Genomic DNA, 12,447 nt, shown 5'->3' with positions numbered 1-12,447 from the left:
CTTTTTCTTTTTATCGAGGCGCCCGTGAACTCCACTTCAACCGCATCGCCCGCACACCAGGGGCTTTATATCGGCTTGATGTCCGGCACAAGCGTCGACGGCGTGGACGGCGTGCTGGTGCGCCTGGGCGACTCCCAGGCCCCGCAGGTGCTGGCCAGCGCCAGCCTGCCCATGCCGGAAAACCTGCGGCGCGAGCTCTTGGCGCTGAACGTTTCCGGCAACGATGAGCTGGCTCGCGCCGCCTTGGCCGCCAACGCGCTTGCCCGCTTGTATGCGCAAGCGGTTTCCGCCCTGCTTCAGGACGCCGCAGCGGATGCCACCGACGTGATCGCCATCGGCGCGCACGGCCAGACCGTCAGGCACCGACCCGATAGCGGATATACGGTGCAATTGAATGCGCCCGCGCTGCTTGCTGAACTGACCGGGATCGACGTCGTAGCGGATTTTCGCAGCCGCGATGTGGCCGCCGGGGGCCAGGGCGCGCCGTTGGTGCCGCCCTTTCACGCGGCGATCTTCGGCGCGCCGCATGGCCGTGCCGTCCTCAACCTGGGCGGTATCGCCAACGTCACCCTGCTTGTTCCGGGCCAGCCCGTGCGTGGCTTCGATACCGGCCCCGCGAACGTGTTCCTGGACGCCTGGTGCCAGCGTCACCTGGGCCAGCCGTACGACGCAGACGGCCGCTGGGCCGCCACCGGCCAGGTGGTGGCGCCGCTGCTGGAACAGTTGATCGCCAGCGAACCGTGGTTTGCGCTGCCCGCGCCCAAGTCCACCGGGCGCGACCTGTTCAACCTGCAATGGCTTGATGATCGTCTGGCGGCCTTTGACGGCCCAAAGCCCGCGCCCCAGGACGTGCAGGCCACGCTGCAACGCTTGACCGCCCGCACCGTGGCAAACGCCATCGATGCCGCGGCGGCGGGCACGCAGGACGTCTTCGTATGCGGAGGAGGCGCGCGCAACGCGGGCCTGATGCAAGAGCTGGCGTACTGCCTGCAACGGCCCGTACAGCCAACCGACGCGCTGGGCGTGCCGGCACAACAGGTCGAGGCATTGGCCTTTGCGTGGCTGGCGCAGGCGTTCGTGCAGCGGCGGCCGGCCGGGCATCCCGCCGTGACAGGTGCACGCGGGCCGCGTATTCTGGGGGCGCTGTATCCGGCCTGATCGCCCAATCACTGCAATGCAAAAAGCCCTTCGGCGTGCCGAAGGGCTTTTACTTTCCTGCCAGGGTTATTACACCGAGAACGAGGAACCGCAGCCGCACGTGGTGCTGGCGTTGGGATTGCGGATGACGAATTGCGCGCCTTCCAAGTCTTCCTTGTAGTCGATTTCGGCACCGACCAGGTATTGGAAGCTCATCGGGTCAACCAGCAGTTGGACGCCGGCCTTGTCCAGCACGGTGTCGTCTTCGTTGACGACTTCGTCAAACGTGAAGCCGTACTGGAAACCCGAACAGCCGCCACCTTGGACAAAGACGCGCAGCTTCAGGTCAGGGTTGCCTTCTTCGGCCAACAAATCCTTCACTTTGGCGGCAGCCGAGTCGGTAAAGACCAAGGGCACAGGCGGGGCGGCCTGAAGATCGACGGTTTCGGTTACTGCATTCATGGTTCACTCCTGGCCGGGTCGGCCATATTTCGGTGAGCGGCAACGGCGCTCGCATAGTGTCACTATAGCGCAGGGCTTGACTAGACTCAAAGTTCCAGTTTGACACTTCGCGACGCGCGGACGGTTTCGCCTTCCAGGACGCTGACGGTCACGCTTTCGGGGACAAATCCCTCGGGTACGGCCAGGATGCCCTGGCTGCGTTGGTACTGATCGAACTGCAATGCCAGCGAGGCGGCCGTGGTGGTTTCGCCTGTAGTAGTTACCGGGCCGGTCTCGGCCTTGACCTGCATCGGCGCCAGGTCGACAGTAACGGTTTCGCCCTTGAGCACGCCCGTGGCTTGAAACCGCAACGCGCCCGCAAACGGCGTGCCGCCATTGCGGCCGCTGCGCATCAACAACACTTTGTAGCGCAGGCCGCCGCCTTCACGGTCGATCTGCACGCCCCGGATATCCACCGACCCTTCCGGGCCCGCAGGCAATAATTGTTCGTAGAACGCCAACTGGTCGCGCACCCGCCCGACCTCGGCCTGGGCGACGCGCAACTGCGTTTCAAGCTCTTGACGGGCCGACCGCTCGATGACGAGTTCGCCGTCCGCCGTATCCAGCTGGCTTTGCGTGTAGCGCAGCTGCGCGTTTTGCTGGCGCATGGCCTCTGCCTGCGCCTCGGCCTGTTGTGTACTGATCACCAAGGCGTCCGGCGGACGAGCCTGCCGCAGCGCATAGCCGTAACCGACGGCGCCTCCCAGCAGCACGCCGATCAGCAGCCCGGCAACGATGCGCAGCATCCCGCCTGCTGGGCGGGATGGCGAGTGGGAGGACGGGGCGTCGACGGGCATAAAGCGCGCAGGGCCGGCCACTTGCGCCGCCGGCCCGTGCAAAGCCTCAAGGCAGGATTGCCACCTGATCCAGGCCCGTGGATTCGGTAAACCCGAACATCAGGTTCATGTTCTGCACGGCCTGGCCGGCAGCGCCCTTGACCAGGTTGTCCTGCACGACCATGACGATCAGCAGGTCACCGTTGTCGGGGCGGCTAAGGGCGATGCGCAGGTTGTTGGACGCGCGCACCGACCGGGTCTCGGGCAGGCTGCCGGCGGGCATGACGTCAACAAAAGGCTCGTTGGCGTAACGCTCTTCGAACAGGGCCTGGAAGTCCGTGTCGCGCGCTTCGGGCAGGATGCGCGCGTACAACGTCGAGAACATGCCACGGATCATCGGCACCAGATGCGGCACGAAAGTCAGACCGACCTTGCCACCGGAGATCTTTTCCAGCTGCGACGAAATTTCCGGGTGGTGACGGTGGCCCGACACGCCGTACGCCTTGAAGTTGTCGGACGCTTCGGAAAACAGCGAGCCAACCTCGGCCTTGCGCCCGGCGCCCGACACGCCCGACTTGCAGTCGGCGATCAGGGATTGCGTGTCGACCAGGGCCTTGCCGCCTTCCAGCAACGGGGCCAGACCCAGCAGCACGGTGGTCGGGTAGCAGCCGGGGTTGCCGATCACGCGCGCCTTGGCGATGGCTTCGCGGTTCAGCTCAACCAGGCCGTACTGGGCTTCAGCCAGAATTTCGGGGCACGTGTGGGGGATTTTGTACCAACGTTCGAACGTCGGGATGTCCTGCAGGCGGAAGTCCGCTGCCAGATCGATGATGCGGGTTCCGGCGGCCAGCAGCTCTTGCGCTTGCGCCATCGCCACCCCGTGCGGGGTCGCGAAAAACACCACGTCGCATTCGGTCAGCGACGCCTTTTCCGGTGCGGAGAAGGCCAGATTCACGCGACCGCGCAGGTTCGGATACATATCAGCGACCGGCAAGCCGTCTTCCTTGCGGGACGTGATGGCGGTCAATTCCACATTGGGATGCTGCGACAGCAAGCGCAGCAGCTCGACGCCGGTGTATCCGGTGCCGCCGACAATACCAACCTTGATACGGGTATTCGATGCTTGGGCCATGATAGGTATGAACTCTTCGTAGGACGAAAACAGATTGTATCGCCCGGAGAATACAGGGTTGCGCCGACGCGAGCATCGCGTGGAACGATCTGGACTCATCCGACCGAAAAAGGCGGCGCGGAGTTCCGCGTTGCAGAAGGCGGGCGGGACAAATCGGACACCCACCCGCCATCAATGCCCAAAAACAAAAAACCCGCCGAAGCGGGTTTTTTGCAGCAACATTAACGCTTGCTGAACTGCTTGCGACGACGTGCCTTGCGGAAGCCGACCTTCTTACGTTCGACTTCACGGGCATCGCGGGTCACAAAGCCAGCTTGCGACAGTGCGGGCTTCAGGGTCGCGTCGTAGTCGATCAGGGCACGCGTGATGCCGTGACGGACTGCGCCAGCCTGGCCGGTTTCGCCGCCGCCGTGGACGTTGACTTTGATGTCAAACGATTCCAGGTGGCCGGTCAGTTCCAGCGGTTGGCGCACGATCATGCGACCAGTTTCGCGGGCGAAGAAATCGTCAACGGGCTTGCCGTTGACAACGATCTTACCCGTGCCCTTCTTGATGAAAACGCGAGCCACCGAAGTTTTGCGACGGCCGGTTCCGTAATTCCAGTTACCGATCATGGCGTTTCCTTAGATATCCAGCGTCTTGGGCTGCTGGGCGGTGTGCGGGTGCTCGGCACCAGCATAGACCTTCAGCTTCTTGATCATGGCGTAGCCCAGAGGACCCTTGGGCAGCATGCCCTTGACGGCCTTCTGAATGGCGCGACCGGGAAAACGCTCTTGCATTTTCTCGAAGTTCGTTTCGCGGATACCGCCCGGGTACGTGGTGTGGCGGAAGTACTTCTTGTCCTTCGCCTTGGTACCGGTAACGACGATATCGGAAGCGTTGATGATGACGATGTAATCGCCAGTATCAACGTGCGGCGTGAATTCAGGTTTGTGCTTGCCACGCAGACGACGTGCGACTTCGCTGGCCACACGACCGAGGACTTTGCCCTTGGCGTCGATCACAAACCAGTCACGTTGGACTTCATGCGGCTTGGCCACAAAGGTCTTCATGATGGTTCCTAAGAATAAAAAGTTCTTGCTGACTAGAACGTCTAGCCAGTGTTCTTTCCCCAACTGGGCAAAAACCAAAAACCTGATGAACCGCAACCCAAGGATTCGGTTCGGGGTTTTGCCTTTATCGACGTCCCGCCTAAGCGTTATTACCCGCCCGTGCAATAGTCAAAATGAGGGAAAGCCTGAAATTCTAACACGGCTGCTCAAAGATTGGGCAAGCGAAAAGAAGTCAGGTGGCGGCTGGCCGCAAGCAACGTTGCAGCCAGCGCACAGACAAATCCGGGGACAAATCGCTAGCACCCGGGCCGGCCAGAGCCCGGCGCGATCAGGCGCCCAGGTAGGCTTCCAGCACGCGCGGGTGGCCCAGCAGTTCGCGGCCCGTGCCGGTCAGCGCCATGGCGCCGTTTTCCAGCACATACCCGCTTTGCGCGATCTTCAGCGCCTGACGCACGTTCTGCTCCACCAGGAACAGGGTCAGCCCATCGGCGTTGATGGCGCGCAGCGAACGGAAAATTTCCTGCACGACGATCGGCGCCAGGCCCATGGACGGCTCGTCCAGCAGCAGCAGGCGCGGCTTGGCCATCAGGGCCCGGCCAATCGCCAGCATCTGTTGTTCGCCACCCGACAGGTTGCCGGCGATGCCCGTGATCCGTTCCTTCAGGCGCGGAAACAGGTTGAACACGTATTCCAGGTCGGAAGCCACGTTCTTCAGGCCACGGCGATACGCGCCCAACTCCAGGTTTTCCAGCACCGTCATGGTGGTCAGGATGGCGCGGCCTTCCGGGACCTGCACGATCCCGCGCGCCACCAGTTGGTGCGGCGCCAGGTTGGTGATGTCTTCGCCTTCGAACAGGACGCGGCCGCGCGCCTTGGGCAACAGGCCCGACAGCGCCAGCAGCGTGGTGGACTTGCCGGCGCCGTTGGCGCCGACCAGGGCGGTGATCTCGTTGGCGTTCAGGTCCAGGTCGATGCCGCGCACGGCTTCGATGTGGCCGTAGTTGACTTCGAGTCCGCGGACTTCAAGCATTGCGCTCATTGTGCAGCCTCCGCGCAACGCGCTACGGTATTCATCTTGGGAGCAGCCCGGCGACTCATTTGGCGGCCTCCACTTGTTCGGTGTCTTCGTCGTCTTCGCGGCCCAGATAGGCCTCGATGACCTGCTCGTTGTTGCGGATTTCGTCGGGGCCGCCGCAAGCGATGATCTTGCCAAAGTTCAGCACCGCGATGCGTTCGCACAGGCCCATGACGAAGCGCATGTCGTGTTCGATCATCAGGATGGTGTAGCCGCGATCCCGAATGGCCAGGATCTCGCGCATGAGCTCGGCGCGTTCGCCGGTATTCATGCCGGCGACCGGCTCGTCCAGCAGCAACAGCTTGGGCTCGGTGGCCAGCGCGCGCGCCAGCTCCAGGCGGCGCTGTTCGCCGTAGGACAGGTTGTCGGCCAGATCGTTTGCCTTGTGATCCAGGCGCATCCACGTCAGCAATTCGTGCGCGCGCTCGCGGGCACGTTTTTCGTGCTCGCGGTAACCCGGCAGGCCCAGCAGCAGGCTGGGAAAGCCGTAGTTCATGTGCCGATAGGCGCCCACCACCACGTTTTCCAGCAGCGTCATCTCTTTGAAGAGACGAATATTCTGGAACGTGCGGGCGATGCCCATGCGCGTGATGCTGTGCGGCTTCTTGGACAGGACGCTTTGGCCGTTGAACGTGATGGTGCCGCCGCTGGGCGGCAACAGGCCGGTGATCAGGTTGAACACCGTGGTCTTGCCGGCGCCGTTCGGGCCGATCAAACCGAAGATGGAACCCTCGGGCACCGACAGGTTGACGTCATGCAGCACATGCAGGCCGCCGAAGCTCTTGGAGACGGAAGAAAGCTCAAGCATGGCGCTTGCCCCCCTGGCCGCCCCGGCCTTGACGCATCCAGCGCTTGAAGCGCGCCGGATCCCAGATGCCTTGCGGCAGGAACAACACAATCACCACCAGAATCACTCCGTTGGCGACCAGGCGCAGATCCGCAAAACCGCGCAGCAGCTCGGGCAACACGGTAATGATGAAGCTGCCCAGCACGGGACCGGCCAAACCGCCGATGCCGCCCAGGATGGCCATGGTCAGGATTTCAACGCCACGGTCGAAACCGTATTCATTGGGACCGATGAAGAAGGTCAGGTGCGCGTTCAGGGCGCCGGCCAGACCCGCGATCATCGCGCCGGCCACGAAGGCCAGCATCTTGTTGGCGCGCACGTCGATGCCCATCAAGCCGGCCGCCGTTTCGTCGCCACGAATGGCGTCGAACGAGCGTCCGATCTTGGAGGCGCGCACGCGCCACAGCACGAACAGCACGATGACGACCGCCAGCACCACATGCCACCACTGCGTCAGCTGCGGGATGCCGTTCAGCCCCAGCGCGCCGCCCGTGATGGATTCGGTGTTCAGGATGGTGACGCGCACCACTTCGCCAAAGCCCAGCGTGGCCATGGCCAGGTAGACCCCGGACAGGCGCAAGGTTGGCAAACCGATCAACGCCGCCACCAGCGCGGGCGCGGCCATGCCCCCGGCCAGCGCAACCGAGAACGGCGCGTCGTAGTTCATGGTGAGCAGCGCGGCGGTGTACGCCCCGATGCCCATGAAGGCGGCGTTGGCCATGGCCAGCATGCCGCAGGCCAGGGTCAGCCAGATGGAGAGGGCCAGCAATGCGTTGGTGCCCAGCGTAAGCACCAGGTTGCCGTAAATGGCCCAGAAGTTTTCGAATCCGCTCATTCTTTAAGCCTTGCGTTGAACCACTTTGCCGAACAGACCTTGCGGGCGCACCAGCAGGATCAGGAACAGCAGGCCGAAAGCCACCGCGTCGCGCATGGTGGAGCCGATGTAGGCCACCGACAGCACCTCGGCGAATCCCAGGAACAGACCGCCCAGCATGGCGCCGCGTATGTCGCCCATGCCGCCCAGGATGATGACCGCGATGCCCTTGTGCAGCATCGGCTGGCCCATCAGCGGGAACAGCGCGTTCGAATACAGGCCGATCAGCACGCCGGCCACGCCACCCAGGGCGGCGGCGGCGAACGAGGTCGTGACGAACAGCTTTTCAACGTTGATGCCAAGCAGCCACGCGGCCTTGGGCGATTCGGCGATGGCGCGCAGCGCGCGGCCGAACTGCGTGCGGCGCATGACGTACATCAGCACGGCCATCAACGCGAACGACAGGAAGATGATGCCCAGCTCGATCACGGTCAGATGCAGGCCGGCGACCTCGATCACTTCCTCGGGCACGGTACCGTGCGGAAAGCGCAGGTTGCTGGCGCCAAAGATGCTCTGGGCGCCGTTATTCAGGATGATGCCCACGCCAATCGTGGCGATCATGGGGATCAAGTGGGGTGCGTTGCGCTTGCGCAGCGGCTTGAGGACCAGGTAATCGATGATGACCCCGGTGAAGCCGGCCACAAAGAACGCGACCATCAGCGCCGCCCACAAGGGCAGGCCGAATTGCTGAACCACGAACAGTGCCGCGTAGGCGCCAACCATGAAGACGGCGCCATGCGCCAGGTTGATCACCCCGAGCACGCCGAAGATCAGCGTGAAGCCCAGCGCGAACAGTGCATACACACAGCCCAGCGACAAGGCATTGACGAATTGTTGTTCGAACATGATGGGACTTTCCAGATCTATGAGGGCCCCATGCAGCGCCCACTGCATGGCCTGACGCCGCCCGCGAAGACGGCATGGCTTTTATTGGGACGGCCCTGCGATAAAAAGCGCCTTGCGGCCAGCCTGTGGGCTGGCCGCAAGGCGCATCCCCCCGCGCGGGGATGCGTAGCGCTTACTTTTCGATGACGTACTTGCCGTCCTTGGTCACGCTGACGATCGGCGCCTGGTCGGCGTCGTAGCCGGCGGGCTTGCCGGCGCGGTCGTTGGCTTGGCGGAACTTGAACGCGCCGGTGGCGCCGGTCCAGGTCACGGACGGCAGCGCGTCGCGCAGCGCGGCACGGTCCTTGGGCAATTCGCCGGTGATCTTGGTGTTCTTCAGTGCCTGGGCCACGATGTACATGGCGTCATACGACTGAGCCGCGAACTGGTCCGGCGAACCGTTGAACTTGGCCTTGTAGGCGTCGATGAACTTAACGTTCTCGGGGGCCTTGTTCTCGATCGACCACGGGCTGCCGATCCACAGATTGTTCGATGCGCCGCCAGGGGCCAGGTCGAAAATCTTGACCGAGTTCATGCCGTTGCCGCCGATGACGGGCACGTTCAGGCCCAGTTGGCGCGCCTGCACCATGATAGGGGCGCCTTCGGCCAGCAGTGCGGACAGCACGATGGCGTCGGGGTTGGTGCCCTTGATCTTGGTCAGCTGGGCCTTGAAGTCCACGTCGCCCTTGGCGAACGTTTCGGTCGTGGTGACCGGGATCTTCTGGTCTTCCAGCGCCTTCTTGAAGTTGTCGTAGCCGCTCTTGGTGAAGACGTCGTCGTTACCGTAAAGCACGGCCACGTTCTTCAGGCCGGTCTTTGCCTTGACGGTGGAAATCGTGGCCGGCAGCACGTCGGCTTCGGTGACCGAGTTGCGGAACACGTAGTTGCCGATGGAGGTGATGCCATCGGCGGTGTTGGACGTGCCGAAGGCGACCGTCTTGGCCGCTTGCGCGATCGGGTCAGCGGCTTGGGCCGAGTTGGACAGCGTCGGGCCAAAGACCATCAGGACGTTGTCTTTGAAAATCAGTTTCTTGAAGACGTTGATGGCTTCTTCTTTCTTGCCTTGTTCGTCTTCGACAACCAGCACCAGCTTGTTGCCGTTGATGCCACCCGCAGCGTTGATTTCATCAGCGGCAAGCTGGAAACCATTACGGATCGACACGCCGTACTGGGCGGCGCCGCCGGACAGGGCTTCTGCCACGCCCAGCTTGATGTCAGCCGCGTGCGCAGCCGGGACGATACCAGCGGCGATCAGCGCAGCCAGCAGCTTCTTGGTCTTGGATTGCATGGTTGATACCACCTTAAAGTCTGTCTCGGAATATTGGTAATCCGGGCTGGTGTAATCCCGCCGGATTGACGTCATATGCCGCCTAAAGGCGCCATGATTGCGCGTCAAGACCCGGGATATTACTCCTTTGTATCAGGCCGAAACTCGAATGTGGTTCGAGAAAAGCCCGAAAACCGCCCATTTTTTTGTAAAAAATGCGCTATTACTAGCAAAAACCCTACTTTGCACCGAATGCCATTCGGCGTCCGGCGCCCTCCTTCTACCGTCCCGACAACGCCACGGCCACGTACTGGCCGTAAGCGTTTTCGGTCAGGCGGAACCACGGCATTTCGCTGTCGCGAAAGCCCATGTAACTGTCGTGTATTGCCTTGAATTTCGGGTCTTTGGCCGACAAGTCCTTGTAGACCTGCTGCGTGGCCTCGAATGCCACGTCCATGATGGATCGCGGAAAAGCGCGCACTTGCACGCCGCTTGCCGCCAGTTGCGCCAGCGCTGAGGGGTTGCGCGCGTCGTAGCGGGCGGTCAGCGACACATGAGCGGCCAAGGCGGCAGCCTGCACGATGGACTGGTAATGCTTGGGCAGCTTGTTCCAGGCGTCGTCATTGATATATAGCGACAGCTGCTCGCCGGGCACCCACCAGCCGGGTCCGTAGTAATACTTAGCTACTTTATTGAAGCCCAGCTTGGCGTCGTCATAGGCGCCCGCCCCCGCGATGGCTTGCAGCCCTTCTTTGTCGAAGGCCTCGGCAAGCGGCACCTGGGTGACCGGCTGCGGCGCTACGCCCAGCCGGGCCAGCACGTCGGCGCCAAGGCCGGAGACGCGCATCTTCAGGTCTTTCAGGTCAGCCTGGCGCTTGATTTCCCGCGTGTACCAGCCGCCCATCTGGGCGCCGGTATTGCCCAGCGGGAAGTTGATGATCTTTTCGGGTTTGAACAGTTCGCGGGTCAGGCGCAGGCCGTCGCCCTCGCTCATCCACGCGTTCATCTGGCGCGCGGTCAGCCCGAAGGGCACGGCGGCATCGAAGCAAAAGGCGGGGTTCTTGGCGTGATAGGCGCGCGACGAGCCGTGTCCGCATTCCACCTTGTTGGTGGAGACGGCTTCAAGCAGGTCGGCAGCCGGTACGATTTCCCCTTCCGGGAAATGACGGATATTGAACTTGCCGCCGGTGGATTCCGTGACGAACTTGCAAAACTGTTCGCCCGCGCCGATGCGCAAGTCCAGCGCGCTGGGAAATGCAGAGGCAAGGCGCCAGCTCAAGGACGGCATGTCTTGCGCGAACGCAGGCGCGCTGACGGCGGCGCCGGTTGCAACGGCGCCCAGTCCGGCATGCTTCAAGAATGAACGTCGTTGCATCGCAATGCTCCTCAGCAGCTTCGGGGTACGTCGAGCAATACCCGCCGGATATTACACGGTGAGGCCGTGCCGGGCGCTAGAGGAATTCCCCAGCCGCGCGGCCCCCATCCCAATGCATTCGGCAGGATGGATGAGCGCGCCCGCGAGCGCGCTCATGGCTCAGGTGCCGGCGATGGCCATTTGCTCGATCAGGATCGAGCCGGTAGTCTTCGTGCCCCGCGAAATGGTGTCCGCGCCCACCGCAACGATCTGCTGGAACATGTCGGCCAGATTGCCGGCGATGGTGATTTCCTGCACCGCGTGCTGGATCTTGCCGTTTTCCACCCAGTAGCCAAACGCACCGCGCGAGTAATCGCCGGTGACGTAGTTGACGCCCTGACCGATCAGCTCGGTGACCAGGAAGCCCGTGCCCATCTTCTTGAGCATGGCTTCGAAATCGTCGCCGCGCTTGGTCAGCGTGGAACTGAACACCAGGTTGTGCGAGCCGCCGGCGTTGCCGGTGGTGGCCATGCCCAACTTGCGCGCGGTGTAGCTGGACAGGAAGTAGCCTTCCAGCACGCCGGCCGACACGACGTTGCGGCGGCGGGTGCGCACGCCTTCGTCGTCAAACGGCGAACTGCCCATCGCGCCGGGAATGTGCGGATCTTCGGTCAGGTTGATGTGCTTGGGGAAAATGGGCTTGCCCAGCGCGTCCAGCAGAAAGCTGGCCTTGCGATACAGCGCCCCGCCGTTGACGGCTTGCGTCAGCGCGCCGACCAGGCCCAGCGCCAGGGGCGCTTCGAACAGGACCGGGAACTTGCCGGTGCGAATGCGGCGGGCCGACAGGCGCGACAACGTGCGTTCGGCGGCGTAGCGGCCGATGGCTTCGGGCGATGCCAGGTTGGCCGGATCGCGTTCGGACGTGTACCAGTAGTCGCGCTGCATGCCGTTGCCCCGGCCGGCGATAGGCGCCACGGACAGGCTGTGGCGCGAATACGGGTAGCCGCCCATAAAGCCACGGCTGTTGCCCATGACGAACTGGCCTTCGTAGGTGCCCACGGTGGCGCCATCGGTATTCGTGATGCGCGGATCGACGTCACGCGCCGCGCGTTCGGCGCGCAAGGCGAGTTCGGCGGCTTCCTCGGTGGACACCGTCCAGGCGTGGTGCAGGTCCAGATCGGGGAATTCCGTGGCCAGTTGGTCGGCGTCGGGCAGGCCGGCGGCCGGATCGGCGGCGGTGTGGCGGGCGATGTGCCAGGCGGCTTCGACCGTCTGGCGCAGGGCGGCTTCAGAGAAGTCGGACGTCGAGGCCGACCCGCGGCTTTGGCCGGCGTAGACCGTCAGGTCCAGCGAGCGATCGCGTGTCTGCTCAACGGTTTCGATGTCGTTCTTGCGGACCGAGACCGACAGCCCCAGGCTTTCCGAGACTTCCGCCGCCGCGTCCGAAGCGCCAATCTGGCGCGCGTAGGCGAGGGTTTGCTCAACGAGTTCGGAAAAACGCGCGTGATTCGCCGCCAGCGGCAAGGATGAGGAGGTTTTAACCATTG

General features: G+C 63.2%; 13 protein-coding genes. 1 reads left to right on the top strand and 12 read right to left on the bottom strand.

The window, feature by feature from the left end; genetic code table 11:
• The first annotated feature begins 78 nt into the window (after window positions 1-78).
• Complete coding sequence (locus tag KYT87_RS02840) at window positions 79-1,158, top strand: anhydro-N-acetylmuramic acid kinase (protein WP_255594144.1); 1,080 nt, start codon at window positions 79-81, stop codon at window positions 1,156-1,158.
• Between the two features lie 69 nt (window positions 1,159-1,227).
• Here the strand turns inward: KYT87_RS02840 and erpA are convergent, their stop codons facing one another.
• From erpA to pmbA, 12 genes are all read right to left on the bottom strand, one after another.
• Entirely contained in the window at window positions 1,228-1,599 is a 372-nt protein-coding gene (gene erpA / locus KYT87_RS02835; protein WP_006217313.1) for an iron-sulfur cluster insertion protein ErpA, read from the bottom strand.
• A gap of 86 nt (window positions 1,600-1,685) precedes the next feature.
• On the bottom strand, window positions 1,686-2,435 hold the full coding sequence (locus KYT87_RS02830; protein ID WP_370638745.1) for a DUF6776 family protein: 750 nt from the start codon (window positions 2,433-2,435) through the stop codon (window positions 1,686-1,688).
• Between the two features lie 46 nt (window positions 2,436-2,481).
• Window positions 2,482-3,546, bottom strand: coding sequence for an N-acetyl-gamma-glutamyl-phosphate reductase (gene argC / locus KYT87_RS02825; RefSeq protein ID WP_046806107.1), 1,065 nt, complete (start codon window positions 3,544-3,546; stop codon window positions 2,482-2,484).
• A 221-nt stretch (window positions 3,547-3,767) separates the two neighbouring features.
• On the bottom strand, window positions 3,768-4,160 hold the full coding sequence (gene rpsI, locus KYT87_RS02820) for a 30S ribosomal protein S9 (RefSeq protein WP_006217310.1): 393 nt from the start codon (window positions 4,158-4,160) through the stop codon (window positions 3,768-3,770).
• A 9-nt stretch (window positions 4,161-4,169) separates the two neighbouring features.
• Window positions 4,170-4,598, bottom strand: coding sequence for a 50S ribosomal protein L13 (gene rplM, locus KYT87_RS02815; RefSeq protein WP_006217309.1), 429 nt, complete (start codon window positions 4,596-4,598; stop codon window positions 4,170-4,172).
• A gap of 328 nt (window positions 4,599-4,926) precedes the next feature.
• Window positions 4,927-5,637, bottom strand: a complete 711-nt coding sequence (locus tag KYT87_RS02810) for an ABC transporter ATP-binding protein (RefSeq protein ID WP_046806106.1) — start codon at window positions 5,635-5,637, stop codon at window positions 4,927-4,929.
• Window positions 5,638-5,692: 55 nt separating this feature from the next.
• Window positions 5,693-6,481, bottom strand: coding sequence for an ABC transporter ATP-binding protein (locus tag KYT87_RS02805; protein WP_046806105.1), 789 nt, complete (start codon window positions 6,479-6,481; stop codon window positions 5,693-5,695).
• Window positions 6,474-7,355, bottom strand: a complete 882-nt coding sequence (locus KYT87_RS02800) for a branched-chain amino acid ABC transporter permease (RefSeq protein WP_046806104.1) — start codon at window positions 7,353-7,355, stop codon at window positions 6,474-6,476. The genes KYT87_RS02805 and KYT87_RS02800 overlap by 8 nt, the downstream gene beginning before the upstream one ends.
• Before the next feature lie 3 nt (window positions 7,356-7,358).
• Window positions 7,359-8,240 carry a branched-chain amino acid ABC transporter permease gene (locus tag KYT87_RS02795; protein WP_046806103.1) on the bottom strand — a complete coding sequence of 294 codons (882 nt, stop codon included), beginning with the start codon at window positions 8,238-8,240 and terminating at the stop codon, window positions 7,359-7,361.
• Between the two features lie 172 nt (window positions 8,241-8,412).
• Window positions 8,413-9,567, bottom strand: coding sequence for an ABC transporter substrate-binding protein (locus KYT87_RS02790; RefSeq protein ID WP_006226687.1), 1,155 nt, complete (start codon window positions 9,565-9,567; stop codon window positions 8,413-8,415).
• Window positions 9,568-9,826: 259 nt separating this feature from the next.
• A complete protein-coding gene (locus KYT87_RS02785; RefSeq protein ID WP_219991666.1) occupies window positions 9,827-10,921 on the bottom strand; it encodes a TRAP transporter substrate-binding protein in 1,095 nt (364 codons plus the stop codon).
• 159 nt (window positions 10,922-11,080) lie between these two features.
• Window positions 11,081-12,445, bottom strand: a complete 1,365-nt coding sequence (pmbA, locus tag KYT87_RS02780) for a metalloprotease PmbA (protein WP_046806101.1) — start codon at window positions 12,443-12,445, stop codon at window positions 11,081-11,083.
• Window positions 12,446-12,447: the final 2 nt, after the last annotated feature.

This window comes from Achromobacter sp. ES-001 (genome assembly GCF_019448355.1).
Classification (GTDB): domain Bacteria; phylum Pseudomonadota; class Gammaproteobacteria; order Burkholderiales; family Burkholderiaceae_B; genus Achromobacter; species Achromobacter spanius_B.
This window is presented reverse-complemented; position numbering and strand designations above follow the sequence as displayed.

Excerpts from the sequence above, each read along its gene's own strand:
- KYT87_RS02840 (WP_255594144.1), top strand. The coding sequence starts at position 79 with ATGTCCGGCACAAGCGTCGACGGCGTGGACGGCGTGCTGGTGCGCCTG.
- erpA (WP_006217313.1), bottom strand. The coding sequence starts at position 1,599 with ATGAATGCAGTAACCGAAACCGTCGATCTTCAGGCCGCCCCGCCTGTG.
- KYT87_RS02830 (WP_370638745.1), bottom strand. The coding sequence starts at position 2,435 with ATGCCCGTCGACGCCCCGTCCTCCCACTCGCCATCCCGCCCAGCAGGC.
- argC (WP_046806107.1), bottom strand. The coding sequence starts at position 3,546 with ATGGCCCAAGCATCGAATACCCGTATCAAGGTTGGTATTGTCGGCGGC.
- rpsI (WP_006217310.1), bottom strand. The coding sequence starts at position 4,160 with ATGATCGGTAACTGGAATTACGGAACCGGCCGTCGCAAAACTTCGGTG.
- rplM (WP_006217309.1), bottom strand. The coding sequence starts at position 4,598 with ATGAAGACCTTTGTGGCCAAGCCGCATGAAGTCCAACGTGACTGGTTT.
- KYT87_RS02810 (WP_046806106.1), bottom strand. The coding sequence starts at position 5,637 with ATGAGCGCAATGCTTGAAGTCCGCGGACTCGAAGTCAACTACGGCCAC.
- KYT87_RS02805 (WP_046806105.1), bottom strand. The coding sequence starts at position 6,481 with ATGCTTGAGCTTTCTTCCGTCTCCAAGAGCTTCGGCGGCCTGCATGTG.
- KYT87_RS02800 (WP_046806104.1), bottom strand. The coding sequence starts at position 7,355 with ATGAGCGGATTCGAAAACTTCTGGGCCATTTACGGCAACCTGGTGCTT.
- KYT87_RS02795 (WP_046806103.1), bottom strand. The coding sequence starts at position 8,240 with ATGTTCGAACAACAATTCGTCAATGCCTTGTCGCTGGGCTGTGTGTAT.
- KYT87_RS02790 (WP_006226687.1), bottom strand. The coding sequence starts at position 9,567 with ATGCAATCCAAGACCAAGAAGCTGCTGGCTGCGCTGATCGCCGCTGGT.
- KYT87_RS02785 (WP_219991666.1), bottom strand. The coding sequence starts at position 10,921 with ATGCAACGACGTTCATTCTTGAAGCATGCCGGACTGGGCGCCGTTGCA.
- pmbA (WP_046806101.1), bottom strand. The coding sequence starts at position 12,445 with ATGGTTAAAACCTCCTCATCCTTGCCGCTGGCGGCGAATCACGCGCGT.